The following is a 17,775-nucleotide window of genomic DNA, read 5'->3' as shown; positions in this document are numbered from 1 at the left end:
GCTAGCGTCTGAGCATGCTGATCTCGGCCGGACGGGTGGTCACCCCGGCGCGGGTCTTTGCGCCGGGGTGGGTGCTCGTCGAGGGCGACCGGATCGCCGACGTGGGATCCGGAGTGCCGGACCGCCCCGCCGACGTCGACCTGCCCGAGGCCACGCTCGTCCCCGGGTTCGTCGACGGGCACGCGCACGGCGGGGGTGGTGCCTCCTACGACACCGGCTCGCGGGAGGACGCCGCCGCCGTCACCGCCGCCCATCTCCAGCACGGCACCACGACGATGATGGCCAGCCTGGTGACGGCGACGCCGGATCGCCTCCTGTCCTCCGTCGCCGAGCTCGCGGCGGCCGCCGACGAGGGCGTCGTGGCCGGCATCCACCTCGAGGGCCCGTGGCTGAGCCCTCGGCGGGCCGGCGCCCACGACCCCGCGCTGCTGACCGACCCCGAGCCGGCCCTGTTGGACGCGCTGGTCGAGGCCGGGCGCGGCCACCTGCGGATGGTCACCCTCGCCCCGGAGCTGCCCGGCGGCCTGGACGCGATCCGCCGGCTCACGGCCGCGGGAGTCGTGTCGGCGATCGGCCACACCGAGGCGACATACGACGTGGCGCGGGCGGCGCTGGACGCGGGCGCGAGCGTCGGCACCCACCTGTTCAACGCCATGCGGCCGCTGCACCACCGCGAGCCCGGCCCGATCGCGGCGCTGCTGGAGCACCCCGACGCCTACGTCGAGCTCATCGCGGACGGCGTGCACGTCCATCCCGCCGCGCTGCGGCTGGCGGCCGAGGCCAAGCCGCACCTCTTCGTCCTGGTCACCGACGCGATGGCGGCCGCCGCCGCCGCCGACGGCGACTACCGGCTGGGGCGGATGACGGTCACCGTCCGTGACGGCGTCGCCCGACTCGCCGAGGGCGGCGCCATCGCCGGCTCGACGCTCACCATGGCCGCGGCCGTGCAGTACGCCGTCCAGGTCGCGGGGCTGCCCATCGCCGACGTGGTCCGCGCCGCCACCTCCACCCCCGTCGCCCTCCTGCACCTCGACCGCGTCGGCGCCCTGCGCCCCGGCTACCGCGCCGACCTCGTCGTCCTCGACCAGGACCTCGCCGTCCAGCGCGTCCTCCACTGCGGCCGCTGGGTGACCTGATCTCCGGGCCGTCCAGGCCACTTGGTGTGCACGGGCCGGCGTTAGGTCGGCCGGTATCCACAGACGCTCGATTGCCGGAGGACCGATGTCCCCGGCGAGGCATAGGATCGAACACATGTTCGACACCCTCATGAGACAGCTCGACGAGACGGCCTCCGTCCTCGTCGACTGCCCGCGTGACCTCTCGGACGCTCAGCGCATCGACCTCATCCGCAAGATCGAGGAGCTGCACTGCATCGGCAGCGCGGCGCAGGCCACGACCGCGGCGGACCTCGACGAGTCCCAGCGCGCCGCCCAGGTCGACGCGGGGGTGCGTGCCGAGCGCGTCGGAGAGGGCGTCGCCGAGCAGCTCGCCCTGGCCCGGCGGGAGTCTCCCCACAAGGGCTCGCGCCTGCTCGGGCTGGCGAAGGTCCTGGCCGGCGAGATGCCGCACACTCTCGGCCTGATGCGGCAGGGCCGGCTCAACGAGTGGCGCGCCACCATCCTGGCCCGCGAGACCGCCTGCCTGTCGCTGGAGCACCGGGCCGAGATCGACCGCCGCCTCTGCGCCACCGGCGAGGCCGCGACCATGAGCGACACCGCCCTGGCACGGGCCGCCAAGAAGCTCGCCTGCGAGCTCGACCCCGCCGCGATCGTCGCCCGGGCCCGCAAGGCGGAGACCGAGCGCCACGTCAGCATCCGCCCCGCCCCGGACACGATGTGCTGGGTCACCGCCCTGCTCCCGGTCACGGCCGGTGTCGGTGTCTACGCCGCCCTCCTGGCCGCCGCCAAAGCCGCCGTGGCCAGCGGTGACGAGCGCGGCAAGGGCCAGGTCATGGCCGACACCCTCGTCGCACGCGTCACCGGCGCCTCCGCCGCGGAGACCCCGCGGGTCGAGGTGAAGCTCGTGATGACCGATCGGTCCCTGCTCGGCCAGGCCGACGACGCGGCGCACCTGGCCGGCTACGGCCCCGTGCCCGCCCCCTGGGCTCGCGCCCTCGTCAAGGACGCGACGGCACAGGCGCGGGCCTTCATCCGCCGCCTCTACGTCGCCCCCGCCACCGGCGAGCTGGTCGCCATGGACTCCCGCGCCCGCCTCGCCCCCCAGGGCCTGGCCGACCTCGTCGCCACCCGCGACCAGGACCTCTGCCGCACCCCCTGGTGCGGCGCCCCGATCGCCCAGACCGACCACGCCCACGCCTTCCAGGCCGGCGGCGAGACCTCCGCGGCCAACCTCCAGGGCCTCTGCCAGCGCTGCAACCTCGCCAAGCAAGCCCCCGGCTGGTTCGCCACCCCCGTCGTCACCCAAGCCCGCCACACGATCGAGACCACCACCCCCACCGGCCACCGACATCGCTCCCGCGCCCCGGCTCAGTTGGTCGGACGTTGAGGTTGGCCGCGGCGGACGAGTGCTTCACCGGGTGACCAGTTCGGTGAGACGGGCGCGGCAATGGCGGGGATATGACGCGCTTGTCGGCGGCGATCGGGATCGGTGCGGCGGGGAGCCGGTGCGCCGACGGGCTCGGCAGTTGCGCTATCTCGGAACCGGGAGTACGAGCGGATCGTCCGGATCGCGTCCCTTCCAGGTGACGAGGATCTCGTTAGGCACTGGGGCTCCCATGGCGCCGATCATCAGGAACTCGACTGACTCTTGTGGTCGTAGGGTCGCGGACTGAGGCAATCCACGACTGATCGGCGCGGCGCCCTCGGCGGGGATGCGGACCTCTTCAGCCACGTCTGTTCCGACGTTTCTCAGCACGAACGCGTTCTTGGATTTCCGATCCAGAGACCAACGCACGTTGGGTTCCTGCGCGTCGCCTGCGTCGAGATCAGCACCCTGTGCGGGCGTGACAGGCTGATTGTTCGCAACCTCGTGCAGCATCCGCTGCTCGGTGAGCCAGTTGGCCCGCTGTGCTGCCTCAGCGGAGATGACTGCCGCACGGCCGCTCTCTTTCTGGATCGCAAGCGAACGCAGCGAAATGATGACAGCGATCGCGGCAAGAACACCGCTGACCGCGACGCCCACGTAGATGGCAACCACTTCCGGATCAGTGATCAATGGACTGTGAGTGGTCACGAGCACGAGAAGGACACTAGACCGCTGTCCCGCCTCGGACGGTTAAGCGCCGCTGTCGATTGCTGACAGGAGCCGGAATGACGTCGACAGCTCCCGCCGACGCCTGATCCTGGTCCGAATGAGGATCCTGCAACTAGAGCACCGCCGGCCTCAACGGCACGACCGGCTGGCGCTGGATCCTCATTCGCGACGGGCGCTTGATCGCCTCCGGCATCGCAACCAGCAACGGGGCCCGCGCAGCACCCTATGCCCGCTGAGACACCCCCACGGAAGCCCCCGCTACGGCGGGGGCCTTCCGTGCGTTCAGAGCACCCGGTTCAGACCACCCGCAAGTGGACCACGGCCGGTTGTCGGTGCGTATGGATAGCCTCCGCGTCATGACCGTCGTGATGCCTATTGACCCCGAGGACGAGACCCCCGAAGACCCGCTCGAAATTATCGGATTCGAGGAGGTCATCGTGCCCATCGAGCATCCTGCTCGTGCCCGCACGGAGGTTCGTGTCACCTTCGCGTTGTCGCGACCCCCCAGCGCCCGGGAGGTCTTTTTGGCGGACCAGCGGAACTGGCGCTGGGGGATGTCTGAGGGTGTGGCGCGGCTGCATGTTGGTGGCTTCCACATTGGGGATGTCGCGCACTCGGTGGAGTCGGCCAAGGCGCGGTTGGCCGAGATCAGCCAGCAGGCTCGTCAGCTCGACCTGAGGGACGCCGAGACATTGAGGACGGTCACCGAAAAGCTGCGTGCGGAGCTCTCAGAGGTCTGAACCACCCCGAACCGGCCGCAAGCGCATGGGAAGCCGCGATGGTTCCTCCGCTCACGACCGCCAACAGCGGTACCGACAGCGCGTAGGGCGTGGCCCACTGGCCGGCCAGTGCGTCTGGCTCGCGGCGCAATGACGCACTTGCGCCCGGAGATGCGCTGGGAACCGCATAGCTGCCACTCGGAACCGGCGCCTGCTTGGCTGCCCGTCTACGCGATCGGTGGGGCCACTCGACCCCGCATGCAAGAACGCTCGCAGGCCCTAAGAATCCATCTCGTCTTCTGCCTCGCACCAATGTTCGCCCTCATGCCCCGGCTCCAGACGACAATGGACTCCGCCATACCGGCGTCGGCCGTGGGGGAAATACAACGCGTCGCACCATTGTTCCGGGCCAGGCATGGGCACCCTTTCATTGCTGTCGGCGGCTTCGATCACGTGGAAGCTCAGGGGGTCTTGATGCAGGAGCCAGACTTGTGACTTCGCGCGAACTCCGCGGTGAGAGCCCCACGCCGCGTCACTCAGGCCTGCCTAACCCTGCCCGGTTTCGACCATGTTTTCCGTTCCGCAGTGCCGACAAATGCAGTAGGCCTCAGGATTGTTCCCGTCCGCCCAGGCAGGGGTGAAATCGCTTCCCGCCAGGTCCTGCTGACAGTTGATGCAGTCGCCCATGGTTCCTCCTGCTGTTGAACCCTTGACGGTACAGATCGATGCGCTCCGCCGTCTCCGCGGTGGGAAGGCGCGTCCGGCGGGCGGCGCAATCACGCGCGCCTCGGCCGGGCGAAGAGCTAGATCCATGCTCCCTCCCGACAACTGTGTCCTGAATCAGGATCCGTGTCCTGTGCCAGGATGGCACTCGCGACAGGAGGTCAGGACGCATGGGGAATCCAGCATGGGGACACGGCTATCACAAGGGCTTCAGCGACGGCGCGAAGCAGGGCGGGGTAGTCGGCAGCCTCGTGACTCTGGGTGTCGGCGCCATGATCACCGGCGGCGTTTGGGGGGTCCGCAAGCTTCGGGACCGGAGTGAGGCAAAGATTGCAGAACTCGACCGTCTTGAAGCAGACGAGCCAGAGACGCCTAGGGGCGACCCGAAGAAACCGACGCCGAGTGAGTCGGGTCCTGTCGAGTGGGCCCATCCCGAGTGCCTCTAAGCCTCTCCCTGGTTCCTCAAGTGGCCTGCGCCGTTCCCCAGGTTCGCGCACTCACGCGCTCGTCGGCATGTCCACACGTTCGAACTCACGCACTAGCCGGATGGCGGGAAATGGGCTAGTTCGACCGACTTGAACTCGTGCAGACCCCGTGTCAGAGATGACCGTCGGCCTCAGGCCCTACTCTGCTGGGTATGGTGTGGGATCCAACCGAGGAACCTCCGCGAAGAGCTGGAACCCGTCTACTACGACGTGCCCAAGCACCTGAAGCAAGAACTTTGGACGTGGACCAACCATCACCTGAATAGCGCCATTCAGGGACACGGCAGTCAACCTGCCTCGGTCGTAGCCAGTGCCCTACGTATGGACGTGACGCGCCTTCCCGAAGGCGGCCCGCCATACGAGATCCAGGACGCCATCGAGACGTTGTGCAAGAAGCCCACGTTCCAATTGAGCGTCGTTCGCGCCCTCCTGAAGCACGTCCCCAACGATTCCAAGGCCGGCGAGCTCGAACGCCGACTGAGCGAGGCAATTCGGGCTACGCCGTCACAGCGGACTTGCGCGGCTTGGAGTTTCGGGTCCCGCCCGCCGCGCGGCAAGAGATCGAGTTCGCTGTCGCCGAGGCACCCGAGGCGGTGAGCCAACTGCTGACGAGGGCTTGGAACGCCGCCTACGGCGTCGACGCCCGCCCTGACGACGCGTTCCAGTCGGCGTTCAAGGCTGCGGAGGCCGCCCTGCGGCCGGTGATCACGCCAAGTGACTCAAACACGAGTCTTCTCAAGCTGATTGAGATCTTCGATGCCAAGCCGTCGAAGTGGGAGCTAGTGATCGAGGAATCGCGCGCGACTTTCGACCCAAGCAGGCACCACAAATTAGACGGCGCGCAGACGATCATCCAGATGGCCCGCACCATCGCGTACGGGCAGAAGGCCCGCCACGGCCAGGACGAAGAATCGAACTCGGTGACCGAGGCGCGGACGGCGGTCCACCTCGCGATCAGCATCTCGATGGCGGTGAAGGAGGAAGCCTTCAGACGCGCATGCGCGTAGCGGCTTGTGGCGTCCTGAAGGACCCCTCCGCGTGCAGCCCGAGTCCAGGTCATGCAACCCCGCCGCGAACGCCTCTGACGCGGCGGAACGACGCTGGTACTTGCGCACGTGGGGAGTGGGTAGTGGAGGCCCTCCGCGCCGAGCCAGAGTGGCGACTGGACCCTGCGTCTGAGAAGACGCTGTATCCGCCGCAGGGAGCGCGAAGGCTTGTCGCTACTCCGACCGTGGATGTCCTCGCCCTTCGCGGAAGCGATCCACTTCTACAACGCACCAGGTGCAGTTCCAGTAGGTTGGCTGCGTGTCTCAGGTTGAGCCGGATGAACCCCCGAGTGGGACCGACGATGACCTGAAGGAACAATCTACGAAAGCCGTCGATACGGCGCTCGCGGACGCCGCTCGTCGTGCGGCGGCAACTCCGGATGTCACGTCCGCTATTAGGGCTGCTATTCGGCGCGACATTGACGGACTCGGTGGCCTATCCGGCCTCGCGGGCTTCAGTAGCCCCGCCATCACGAACGCCGTCGATACCGCTCTCGCGGATGCTGCCAAGCGTGCCGTGCTTAGCCCCGACGTCACATCCGCGATCGCTGAGGCGGCCCGGCGTAACGTCACCGGGATCGGTGGCCTTGCGGGGCTGAGCGGCTTCGGTTCCCCAGCCATCACGAACGCCGTCGATAATGCTCTCGCGGATGCTGCCAAGCGTGCCGTGCTTAGCCCCGACGTCACATCCGCGATCGCTGAGGCGGCCCGGCGTAACGTCACCGGGATCGGTGGCCTTGCGGGGCTGAGCGGCTTCGGTTCCCCAGCCATCACGAACGCCGTCGATAATGCTCTCGCGGATGCTGCCAAGCGTGCCGTGCTTAGCCCCAACGTCACATCCGCGATCGCTGAGGCGGCCCGGCGTAACGTCACCGGGATCGGTGGCCTTGCGGGGCTGAGCGGCTTCGGTTCCCCAGCCATCACGAACGCCGTCGATAATGCCCTCGCGGATGCTGCCAAGCGTGCCGTGCTTAGCCCCAACGTCACATCCGCGATCGCTGAGGCGGCCCGGCGTAACGTCACCGGGATCGGTGGCCTTGCGGGGCTGAGCGGCTTCGGTTCCCCAGCCATCACGAACGCCGTCGATAATGCCCTCGCGGATGCTGCCAAGCGTGCCGTTCTCAGTCCCGAGGTCTCGTCGACGGTCAGCGCGGCCGCTCGGAGGCAAGCAAACTGGGCGGGAGCCCTCGGTCCTGATCCGGCGCTGAGGATTGCTCTCCAGCGCGAGCGTGTCAAGCCCGAAATTGCCGTCGAGCCGACCGCGCCGACCGCGCCGGACGCGCCGGACGCGCATCGAGCCATTCCATCGGAAGGTACGTTCTCGCCCGAGTATTCGGGCCCGGGCAGTTTCTTCGGTGCTCATGAGGTGGTGATCGAGTCGTTCGCCGGGCTGACCAGCGAGGTGCAGGCGCTGGCCGCCAAGAATCACGATTTACGTTTCGTATGGCGTGGACAGCAGGACGCCAATTGGGGTTTGCACAGCAGCCTGTACCGGCGACTCATGGCCCACCGACTCGTGGTGGACTCGCCCAGTCCCGGCGAGGACTCATCCATTCAGAGGTTCCCTGACGAGGAGGCCATGCTCGCTGCTGAGCTGGGAGTGCTCGACGAAGCGGTTGAGTGGCGGATGTCCGAGACTTCGGCGCTTGAACTCTTCGCTCGTCTGCAACACCACGGCGGGCCGACCCGGCTGCTCGATGTCACACGAAATCCGCTCATCGCCACGTGGTTCGCTGTCGAGGCTGGCATCGCCGACGCCTCTGATGCGCGTCTGTTTGCATTGGCAACCGGACCCGTGACTGAGGGAGCCGAGTCTCCCGCCGGCCAACCGGTGATCAGCGAGGTTCTCGCCGGTAGTCGCTATCCGTTTTGGACGTATGGCTCGGCGGAGGAACGTGCCGCAGCAGATTGGGGTACCGGGTCCAGGCGAAGGATCTGGATTCCCCCTGCCTATGACGCACGGATCGCGGCGCAGAACGCGGCCTTCCTGCTTGAGGGCGTGCCGATGTTGACCCGAGAGACCCTCCTGTTCCGATCGGGGACAAATGGGCGTCATTGGAGCGCGGTGGACGTCGCCGCATCGATGTCGATCTACGCGAGGCCAACGCATCCGCACAGTCGTCCGCGAGCGACGAACGCCAGACTGGCTCCGCTGTTCAGTTTCCGGATTACCGCAAAGGCGAAGGCGGAGATCAGGGAAATGCTCGACCGAACGTACGGCTACACGGCAGCGCTGCTATACCCGGACATCCAAGGAATGAGCAATCGACTCCGGACGCGATCCGACTGGCTCGACCCGCCCACCAGCTTGGTCGCTGACATAGATGGCTAGCGCACCCGGCGGGCACGGCTCGTCCAGTGTGGACGATGACGGTGCGCCGTGGCGCTGGGTCGGCCTACCTTTCCGGGCGCTGTGGGGCGCCCATAGTGGGCGGTAGGACGCGCCCTATAAGGACAGCCGACGAGCGCCCAGAGACGCCGACGGTCAGGCTCCGGCAGCGATCATGGCGGAACGATGACGACGGATGTCGGAGCCCCCGGAGCTTCTACGGGTTGGCTCTTGTGGAGGCGAGCATCGAGCGAGAACCTAGCGTCCACCAGCGCAACTGATAGGAGCCCATGATGGACCTGTCACCGTTCGGTGTCCGCGCGACAGCAGGGAGCCTGCGTGCGGAACGTGGCGTGGTGCTCGCCCACGCCTGGACCGAGGAGGGCGTGGTGGCGGGCCCGGCGGCGAATGGCGCGCAGGTGATGCACCTGTCGGTGGCGCTGTGCGTCCTCAACGACACCTACCGTGAGGCCGAGCGGCTCGGGGTGCGGGTGGATGGGATCGTCGTCGAGGCCGACGGCGGGTTCGACGAGGAGTGGCGCTCGACGGGGGTTACCTACGCGGTGACGCTCGAGTCGCCGGCGTCGGAGGCGGACCTGGCGCGGCTGGCTGCGGTGGTCGACGAGGTGGCCGAGATCCCACGCGCGCTGCGCGGCGGCGTACCTGTCGGGCGGTTCGGCCGTTAGGCCTCTCGAACCCCTGGAGGACACCCATGCACCGACGTCTCGTCGCCCTCGCCTCGGCGCTGCTGCTGCCCCTCGTGGCCGCGCCCGTGCTCACACCCGCCGACGCGGCGCCGGCCCCGGCGCCGACGACAGCCGTGGCGCACCAGGACCGGTCGGGTACGCCGCTCGCGCGCGCGGCGCAGCGCCGCAAGCTGATCGTGCGGGTGCTGTCCAACCGCGCCGACCTGGTCTCCGAGGGTGACGCGCGGGTGGCGGTCACGGCCGCCAAGGGGGTCCGGCTGCGCAGCATCCGGGTGTTCGTGGGCCGCCGCGAGGTCACGAAGCGCTTCGCCGTGCGCCCCACCGGCCGCTACGAGGGGATCGTGCGCGGGCTGCGGGTCGGCCGCAACGTCGTCACCGCGCGCTGGCGCGGCCACCGGGCGCGGGCGGTCGTCACCAACCACCCCGCGGGCGGACCGCTCTTCTCCGGGCCCCAGCTGAAGCACTACCGCTGTCAGGCGACCGCGCGCGACGCGCAGTGCAACCAGCCGGCGACGTACTCGCTGCTCTACCGGTCGACGAACCCCCTGGCCGCCGCGCTGCAGCCCTACGACCGGACGAACCCGCCGAACGACGTGGCGACGACGACCACCGACCGCGGCGTGCGGGTGCCGTTCATCGTCCGCCGCGAGGACGGCTTCCAGGACCGCGACCGCTACACGATCCTCACCCTGTGGCAGCCCGGGAAGCCGTGGGCGCCCTGGCGACCGCAACGGCAGTTCAACGGCAAGGTGCTGGTGACCCACGGCGGCGGCTGCGGGGCGTCGTACTCGCCCGGGACGCCGCCGCTGGAGGACTACTCCGGCACCATCCCCGCGGAGACCCCGGGCTTCACCCAGAGCTACGTGACCGCGCTCGGCAAGGGCTTCTCGGTCATCTCGACCGCGCTCGACAACACCGGCCACAACTGCAACGTGGCGATGAACGCCGAGTCCCTGGTGATGGCCAAGGAGCGCTTCGTCGAGCGCTACGGGACGATCCGCTACACGATCGGCACCGGCTGCTCCGGCGGCTCGATCGCCCAGCACACGGTGGCCAACGCCTACCCCGGCATCTACCAGGGTCTGATCACCACCTGCTCCTACCCGGACACGCTGACCGCGGGCGCGCAGTTCGCCGACTACCACCTGATGCGCCGCTACTTCGAGGACCCGAGCCGCTGGGGTCCGGGCGTGGCCTGGCTGCCCACCCAGATGGCCGACGTCGAGGGCCACCTCACGCATCTCAACGCCGTCGTCGCCGACGAGGGTCTCTTCAAGTCCGCGCTCAACCCCGAGGACGAGTGCGGCGGTACGACGGCGCCGGTGGCCGGCGACCCGGCGACGCGCTACGACTCCGAGATCAACCCGGGCGGCGTGCGCTGCTCGGTGCTCGACCTCATGGTCAACCTGATCGGCCCGCGCCCGTCGTCGGTGTGGACCCCGCAGGAGAAGCGGGCCGGGCGGGGCTTCGGGGGCATTCCGTTCGCGAACGCCGGGATCCAGTACGGGCTCGAGGCGCTGAAGGCGGGCCGGATCACGACCGCGCAGTTCCTCGACCTCAACGAGAAGCTCGGCGGGCTGGACGTCGACAGCCAGCCGATCGCCGGGCGCACCGTGGGCGACCCGGCGTCGGTGGCGCGCGCCTACCGCACCGGCCTGGTCAACCTCGCCACCAACCTCGACCAGGTCGCGATGATCAACTTCGGCGGCCCGGACCCGGGCCTCGCCCACGACTACGCGCACGCCTTCTGGACCGAGGAGCGGCTGCGGCGCGACCAGGGCCACACCGACAACCGGGTGATGTGGTTCGGCGCGGTCCCGCTCATCGGCGACCTCGGCTGGGCCAACGACGCGCTGGTGCAGATGGACCGGTGGCTCAGCCGGGTCGAGCGCGACGGGCGCGCCGTCCCGCTCGCCCGCAAGGTCGTCCAGGACAAGCCCGCCGACCTCACCGACCGGTGCACCAACGTGCCCGGCGTCGGCGAGGTGCCCGGCGCGGGCGACGAGGTCGACTGTGTGCTGCCGGAGTCCCTTCAGCTGCGGCTGAGCACACCGCGCGAGATGGCCGGCGACGACGTCCACAACGACCGGCTCTCGTGCCGGCTCACGCCGCTGGAGCGCAGCGCCTACGGCTTCCTCCTGGTGCCGCTGACCGACGCCGAGTGGGCCCGGCTGCAGGCGGTCTTCCCGCGCGGCGTCTGCGACTACTCCCGGCCGGGCCTGGGCTCCCAGCCCGCCCAGACCTGGCTCGCGTACGCCGACGCGCGAGGCCGGGTCGTCCACGGCGGCCGCAACCTCCCCAGCGTGCCCGCAGCCTCGGGCGAGGGCTGGTCGAGCCCGTCGTTCCGCGGCCTGCTCCACCGCTGAGGACCCCGCCGGCCCACCTCCGGGCAGCGGGGGAGATCGGGGGTGGCGGCACAATGCAGGCATGGTGGAGCAGAGCGCGTGGATGCGGAAGGTGGCCGCGGACCCGGGCCACTCGTCCTGGTACGTCGAGCGGATGCGCGGCATGGCGGCCGCCGGGGAGGACCTGGAGGGCGAGGCCCGCCTGGTCGACGCGATGGTGGGGCGCGGGTCGCGCATCCTGGACGCCGGCTGCGGACCGGGTCGCGTGGGTGCCGCACTGCACCGCCGGGGGCACGACGTGGTCGGCGTCGACGTCGACCCGGTGCTGATCGAGGCGGCCGTCGCGGACCACCCGGGGCCGCGCTGGATCGTGGGCGACCTGGCCGAGCTGGACCTGCCCGCCCATGGGATCGAGGAGCGCTTCGACGCGATCGTCTGTGCCGGCAACGTGATGACGTTCCTGGCGCCGAGCACCCGCGTGGACGTGCTGCGCCGGATGCGGGCGCACGTCCTGGACGAGGGGCGGGTCGTGGTCGGCTTCGGCGCCGCCCGCGGCTACGACTTCGCCGACTTCCTGACCGATGCCCGCGCCGCGGGACTGCCGCCCGACCTGCTCCTGTCCTCGTGGGACCTGCGTCCGTGGTACCCCGGCTCGAGCTTCCTGGTCGCCGTCCTCAAGCCCGACTAGCGGCGCGAATGGCGCCGCGGTGGGACATTTGTCGGCGTCGTTCGCCCACATCCGGCTCTGCCGCACCGGGGTCCGGGGCTCCTAGCGTGGACCCGTCGCCCAGGACCGGGCGCGGGACGGAGGCAGGCGATGCGTGCGGGAGTGCAGGACCAGGCGGAACCGGCGCGCGGCAGGTGGCGTGACGACTGGCCGGTGGCGGCGGTCGCCGCGGTGGCGGCGGCGTTGGTCTGGGCCGTGGCGAGGGTGGCCGGGGTGGAGATCGAGGTCGGCTCCGGCTCGGACGCCCAGGAGGTCGGCCCCGTATCGGTGGTCGTGACCGCGCTGGTGCTGGCCGTGGTGGGTGCGGCTCTCCTGCGCCTGCTGGAGCGTCGTACGCCGCGGGCGCTCGGCGTGTGGACCGCCATCGCACTGGCCGTGTGCGCGGTGTCCTTGGCGGCCCCCGCCGGTGCCGAGACACCGGCCGCCGGGCTGACGCTGGCGGTGATGCACGTGGCGGTCGGGGCCGTGGTGATCCTCGGTCTGCGCCGCCGGCGTGCGGGCCGCGTAGCGTGAGCACCATGCGAAGCCGGCTCGGTTGCTCGTGGCGGCGCAACGCCTCGGTGCTGGTGTGGACGCCGGTCCTTCTCCTCGGCCCGCTGCTCGACCTGCACGGCAGCGTCGGCGAGGTCGTCCTCCAGGCGACCCTGATCGTCGTGATCGCGGCCTCGGCGGCGCTGGCGGCCATCACCGGCGGACCTCCGTGGCGCGATCCGCGGCCCTACCTCGCGCTGACCACGTTGGTGGCCGCGACCTGCGCCGGCGCGACCTACGCCAGCAGCCAGTGGCTGCCGGTCTGGGTGCTGCTGGCCAACGCCCTGGCGGCGGTGCTGCGCGGGCGCTGGCTGGTGCTCGCCATCCCGGTCGTCGCCGCCGCGTCGATGTGGGCGGCGTGGGCGGTCACTCCGCACCAGTCGAGCCGCATGCTCGCCGAGGGCTTCGTCGTGCTGCTGGCGGGGGCGGCCAACGCGGCGTTCGTCGCGCTGCTGGACACCGTGGCCGAGCTCAAGCGCACGCGCGCGGAGCTGGCGCGGGCCGCGGTCGCGCAGGAGCGCGAGCGCTTCTCCCGCGACCTGCACGACCTGCTCGGCCACACGCTCTCGGTCATGGTGGTCAAGGCCCAGGCCGTACGCCGCCTCGCGGGGCGGGACCCCGACGCGGCGGCCGAGCACGCGGCCGACATCGAGCAGATCGGGCGCCAGGCGCTGGTCGACGTACGACAGGCGGTCGACGCGATGCGCACGCCGACCCTCGCCGAGGAGCTGGACGGCGCACGACGCGCGCTCGGCGCCGCCGGGATCGCGACCACGGTCGACGACTCGGTCGCGCCGCCGGCGGCCGCGGACGAGGTGCTGGCGTGGGTCGTGCGCGAGGGCGCGACCAACGTGCTGCGGCACTCCGGCGCGAGTGCCTGCCGGATCACGCTCGCCGACGTGGGCGGGCGCATCGCGCTCAGCATCGCCGACGACGGCGTCGGAGCTCCGTCGGGGCCGTCGTCGCGCACCGGGGGGCTGGAGGGACTGCGCGGCCGCGTGGTCTCCGCCGGCGGTGCGTTGGTCGTGGACCCGGGCGACGAGGGGTTCCGGCTGGTCGCGACGGTCCCCGGGGGCGGGTCGTGATCCGGGTGCTCCTGGCCGAGGACCAGGCGATGATGCGCGGCGCCCTCGCCGTCCTCCTCGGCCTCGAGGACGACCTCGAGGTCGTGGCGCAGGTGGCCGACGGCGCCGACATCGTGCCGGCGGCGCTGGAGGCGAGGCCCGACGTGGCGCTGCTCGACATCGAGCTCCCGCACGTGTCGGGGATCGAGGCCGCCGCCGCCCTGAGGGAGGCGCTGCCGCAGACCCGGGTGGTGATCGTGACGACCTTCGGGCGCCCGGGCTACCTCCAGCGCGCGATGGCCGCCGGGGCGGCCGGGTTCCTGGTCAAGGACGGGCCGGTCGAGGGGCTGGCCGACGCGATCCGCCAGGTCGCCGGCGGCGCCACCGTCGTCGACCCCCAGCTCGCCGGCCAGGCCCTGCGGACCGCGGTCAGCCCGCTGACCTCGCGCGAGCGCGACGTGCTGGCCGCGGCCGAGGACGGCTCCACCGTCGCGGACATCGCGGGGCGACTGCACCTGTCGGCGAGCACGGTGCGCAACTACCTGTCCGACGCGATCGGCAAGACCGGCACCCGCAACCGGACCGAGGCGGCGCTGCTCGCGCGCCACAACGGCTGGCTCTGAGCTTGGTCAGACCTTCGTCAGCGGGAGGCTGACCCGGAAGGTGCTGCCCACCCCCAGGTGACTCTCGAGCGTCACCTCGCCGTCGTGGGCGGCGACGATGGAGCCGACGATGTCGAGCCCGAGACCGGTGCCCGGGATGTGCCGGTCGCGCGCCTGGTGGCCGCGGAAGAACCGGTCGAAGACCTGGTCGACCTCGTCCCTCGCGATCCCGATGCCGGTGTCGCTCACCGCGAGGAGGACGGTGCCGTCCTCCTCCCACAGCGTCACGGTGACCGAGCCGTCGCGCAGCGTGTACTTGACCGCGTTGGAGAGCAGGTTGTCCACCACCTGGCGCATGCGCTGCTCGTCGACCACGGCGTCGAGCCGGTCGGGCACGTCGACCTCGAGGGACACCCCGGCCTCTTCGGCGACGGCCGCCACGGCCTCGACGGCGTGGCGCGTCAGCGACGCGAGGTCCGCGGGCCCGCGGCGCAGCGGCAGGCTGCCCTCGTCGGCCTGACCGACGTGGAGCAGATCCGTGACCAGGGACTCCAGCCGGAGCGCGTTGCGCTGCACGACCCGCAGCTGGCGCACGACCTGGGCCGGAAGGTCGCTGCGGGAGCCGAGGATCTCCAGGTAGCCGAGCACGGAGGTGAGCGGCGTACGCAGCTCGTGCGACACCGAGGCCACGAACTGGTCCTTGACCTGGATCGCTCGCATCAGGTCGGTGATGTCCTGGTAGGCGAGGGCCGCGCCGAGCCTCTCGCCCGAGGCGCTGCGCAGCTGGCGGGCCGAGGTCGAGAAGGCGGCCCGCGTCAGGGGATCTTCGCCCGCCCAGTACGCGTAGTCGTCGAACTCCTCGCCCATCGCGGCTCGCTGCGACGGCATCTCCTCCTTGGTGAGCGGCGTCGTGCCGTCCAGACGGTAGACGTGGCCGAGCTGGCCGGCGTGGCCCTCGTGGCCGTCGGGGAACGGCAGCCACATCGTCTCCTCGTGCCGGCGGTTCATCCGCTCGTACCGGCCGTCCGGCCCGATCAGCAGCAGACCGACCCCCACCGTCTCGAAGATCGCCTCCAGCGCCTGGCGCTCCCGCTCGAGCTCGGCGTTGGCCCTCCTGAGCCGCTCCTCCTGCTGGTGCTGGTCGGTGACGTCGAGGATCTGTGAGATGAAGTGCAGCGGGGTGCCGTCACGGCCGCGCACCAGGGCGGCGGACAGGTCGCCCCAGATGACCTGGCCCTGCGCATGCAGGTAGCGCTTGCGCAGCCGGAAGGAGTCGATCTCCCCCGCCAGGGTCCGGGCCACCAGCTCGAGGTCGACGGCGAGGTCCTCGGGGTGGGTGATCTCCTGGAACCCGCGCGAGGTGAGGTCGTCGACCTCGTAGCCCAGCATGTCCGCCAGGGCGCGGTTCGCCATGAGCAGGCGCCCGTCCGGCGCGACCAGCGCCATGCCGATCGGGGAGTGCTGCAGGGTGAGGTTCCACAGGTCGGAGCTGCCGGAGGACTCAGTCACCGCGGGCCCCCTCTTCGTCGACGCCGGGCGAGGACAACCGTAGGGGAAGCGGCGACGCGTCGGCACGCGGCCCGCTGGCGTCAGCCCGGTCACGTCAGCGCGGTGACGTCAACCCAGTGCCGCGGACACCACCTCGCGCGCCTCCTCCTGCACGCGGGCCAGGTGCTCGGGACCCTGGAAGGACTCGGCGTAGATCTTGTAGACGTCCTCGGTCCCGGAGGGCCGCGCGGCGAACCAGGCGGACTCGGTCGTCACCTTGAGGCCGCCGATCCTGGCGCGGTTGCCGGGCGCCTCGGTGAGCTTGGCGGTGATCTCCTCGCCGGCCAGCTCGGTGGCGGTGACGGCGTCGGGGGAGAGGGCGGCGAGCTTGGCCTTCTGCGCGCGGTCGGCGGGGGCGTCGATGCGCGCGTACGCCGGGGCGCCGTGCTGGGCCACCAGGTCGGCGTAGTGCTCACTGGGGCTGCGGCCGGTCCTCGCCAGGATCTCGGAGGCCAGCAGCGCGAGGATGATGCCGTCCTTGTCGGTGGTCCAGGTGCTGCCGTCGGTGCGCAGGAACGACGCGCCCGCCGACTCCTCGCCGCCGAAGCCGAACGAGCCGTCGATCAGGCCGGGCACGAACCACTTGAACCCGACCGGCACCTCCACCATCGGCTTGCCCAGCGACGCGGCGACCCGGTCGATCATGGAGGACGACACCAGCGTCTTGCCGATCCGGGCGGCCTCGGGCCAGCCGGGACGGGCGCCGCCGAAGAGGTAGCCGATCGCGACCGCCAGGAAGTGGTTGGGGTTCATCAGCCCGCCGTCCGGCGTGACGATCCCGTGTCGGTCGGAGTCGGCGTCGTTGCCGGTGGCCACGTCGTACTCGTCCTTGCGTGAGATCAGCGACGCCATCGCGCTCGGGGAGGAGCAGTCCATGCGGATCTTCTCGTCCCAGTCCAGCGTCATGAAGCGCCAGGTGGGGTCGACCAGCGGGTTGACGACGGTCAGGTCGAGGCCGTGCCGCTCCGCGATCGCGCCCCAGTAGTCGACGCTGGCGCCGCCGAGCGGGTCGGCGCCGATGCGCACCCCGGCCTCGCGGACCGCCGCGAGGTCGAGCACCTGTGGCAGGTCGTCGACGTAGGTGCCCAGGAAGTCGTAGGACGACGCCGCCGCCCGGGCCCGCGCGAAGGGGATCCGCCGTACGCCGTCCAGCCCGGCCGCGATCAGCTCGTTGGCGCGCGCGGCGATCGCCGAGGTGGCGTCGGTGTCGGCCGGTCCGCCGTGGGGCGGGTTGTACTTGAAGCCGCCGTCGCTGGGCGGGTTGTGCGAAGGGGTGACGACGATGCCGTCGGCCAGCCCCGAGGCCTTGGCGCGGTTGGCGCGGATGATCGCGTGCGAGACGGCCGGGGTGGGCGTGTAGCGGTCGGCGGCGTCGACCAGGACGGTGACGTCGTTGCCCGCGAGCACCTCCAGCGCCGTCGCCCACGCGGGCTCGGACAGCCCGTGGGTGTCGCGGCCGATGAAGAGCGGGCCGTCGTAGCCCTGCTCCTTGCGGTAGTCGCAGATCGCCTGGGTCGTGGCCAGGATGTGGGTCTCGTTGAAGCTGGTGCGCAGGCTGCTGCCGCGGTGCCCGCTGGTGCCGAACGCGACCTGCTGGTCGACGTCCTCGGGGTCCGGCACCCCGGTGTAGTACGCCGTCACCAGGTGCGCGACGTCGACGAGGTCCTGGGGCTGGGCGGGCGTTCCCGCGCGAGACTCGGCCATGGCGCCCATCATGCATGGTGGCCCCGCCCTAC

14 protein-coding genes are annotated in these 17,775 nt (G+C 70.8%); 11 read left to right on the top strand and 3 right to left on the bottom strand.

What is annotated here, in order from left to right; genetic code table 11:
* Positions 1-14 precede the first annotated feature (14 nt).
* Entirely contained in the window at positions 15-1,136 is a 1,122-nt protein-coding gene (gene nagA / locus LQ940_RS20595) for an N-acetylglucosamine-6-phosphate deacetylase (protein WP_231241452.1), read from the top strand.
* Positions 1,137-1,251: 115 nt separating this feature from the next.
* Positions 1,252-2,505: an HNH endonuclease gene (locus LQ940_RS20590; protein WP_269214288.1), complete on the top strand. Its 1,254-nt coding sequence runs from the start codon at positions 1,252-1,254 to the stop codon at positions 2,503-2,505.
* 144 nt (positions 2,506-2,649) lie between these two features.
* Here LQ940_RS20590 and LQ940_RS20580 read toward each other — a convergent pair whose 3' ends face one another.
* A complete protein-coding gene (locus LQ940_RS20580; protein ID WP_231241453.1) occupies positions 2,650-3,198 on the bottom strand; it encodes a hypothetical protein in 549 nt (182 codons plus the stop codon).
* Positions 3,199-3,569: 371 nt separating this feature from the next.
* Here LQ940_RS20580 and LQ940_RS20575 point away from each other — a divergent pair, with 371 nt between their 5' ends.
* The 9 genes from LQ940_RS20575 (at position 3,570) to LQ940_RS20535 (ending at position 14,512) form a co-directional block, all read left to right on the top strand.
* Positions 3,570-3,953 carry a hypothetical protein gene (locus LQ940_RS20575; protein ID WP_231241454.1) on the top strand — a complete coding sequence of 128 codons (384 nt, stop codon included), beginning with the start codon at positions 3,570-3,572 and terminating at the stop codon, positions 3,951-3,953.
* 1,711 nt (positions 3,954-5,664) lie between these two features.
* Complete coding sequence (locus LQ940_RS20570; RefSeq protein WP_231241455.1) at positions 5,665-6,147, top strand: hypothetical protein; 483 nt, start codon at positions 5,665-5,667, stop codon at positions 6,145-6,147.
* A gap of 298 nt (positions 6,148-6,445) precedes the next feature.
* The gene (locus LQ940_RS20565; RefSeq protein WP_231365053.1) at positions 6,446-8,518 is read left to right on the top strand and encodes an FRG domain-containing protein; all 2,073 of its coding nucleotides are present in this window, start codon (positions 6,446-6,448) and stop codon (positions 8,516-8,518) included.
* Between the two features lie 290 nt (positions 8,519-8,808).
* Positions 8,809-9,201 (top strand): OsmC family protein, encoded by a 393-nt coding sequence (locus LQ940_RS20560; protein ID WP_231241862.1) that lies wholly within the window; start codon positions 8,809-8,811, stop codon positions 9,199-9,201.
* Between the two features lie 26 nt (positions 9,202-9,227).
* Positions 9,228-11,588 (top strand): DUF6351 family protein, encoded by a 2,361-nt coding sequence (locus LQ940_RS20555; RefSeq protein WP_231241861.1) that lies wholly within the window; start codon positions 9,228-9,230, stop codon positions 11,586-11,588.
* A 61-nt stretch (positions 11,589-11,649) separates the two neighbouring features.
* Positions 11,650-12,255, top strand: coding sequence for a class I SAM-dependent methyltransferase (locus tag LQ940_RS20550; protein ID WP_231241860.1), 606 nt, complete (start codon positions 11,650-11,652; stop codon positions 12,253-12,255).
* A gap of 129 nt (positions 12,256-12,384) precedes the next feature.
* A complete protein-coding gene (locus LQ940_RS20545) occupies positions 12,385-12,807 on the top strand; it encodes a DUF6069 family protein (RefSeq protein ID WP_231241859.1) in 423 nt (140 codons plus the stop codon).
* Between the two features lie 5 nt (positions 12,808-12,812).
* The gene (locus tag LQ940_RS20540; RefSeq protein ID WP_231241858.1) at positions 12,813-13,910 is read left to right on the top strand and encodes a sensor histidine kinase; all 1,098 of its coding nucleotides are present in this window, start codon (positions 12,813-12,815) and stop codon (positions 13,908-13,910) included.
* Positions 13,907-14,512, top strand: coding sequence for a response regulator transcription factor (locus tag LQ940_RS20535; protein ID WP_269217220.1), 606 nt, complete (start codon positions 13,907-13,909; stop codon positions 14,510-14,512). The genes LQ940_RS20540 and LQ940_RS20535 overlap by 4 nt, the downstream gene beginning before the upstream one ends.
* Before the next feature lie 6 nt (positions 14,513-14,518).
* On the opposite strand, the gene LQ940_RS20530 is transcribed toward LQ940_RS20535, so the two are convergent.
* Together LQ940_RS20530 and pgm are read right to left on the bottom strand one after the other, a co-directional pair.
* Complete coding sequence (locus LQ940_RS20530; protein ID WP_231241857.1) at positions 14,519-16,000, bottom strand: sensor histidine kinase; 1,482 nt, start codon at positions 15,998-16,000, stop codon at positions 14,519-14,521.
* A gap of 108 nt (positions 16,001-16,108) precedes the next feature.
* Entirely contained in the window at positions 16,109-17,743 is a 1,635-nt protein-coding gene (gene pgm, locus LQ940_RS20525) for a phosphoglucomutase (alpha-D-glucose-1,6-bisphosphate-dependent) (protein ID WP_231241856.1), read from the bottom strand.
* Positions 17,744-17,775: the final 32 nt, after the last annotated feature.

Origin of the sequence: Nocardioides sp. cx-173, from assembly GCF_021117365.1 — a bacterium.
In the GTDB taxonomy this organism is placed as follows: Bacteria; Actinomycetota; Actinomycetes; order Propionibacteriales; family Nocardioidaceae; genus Nocardioides.
The sequence above is the reverse complement of the archived record's forward strand: the minus strand, read 5'-3'. Positions and strand labels throughout refer to the sequence as shown.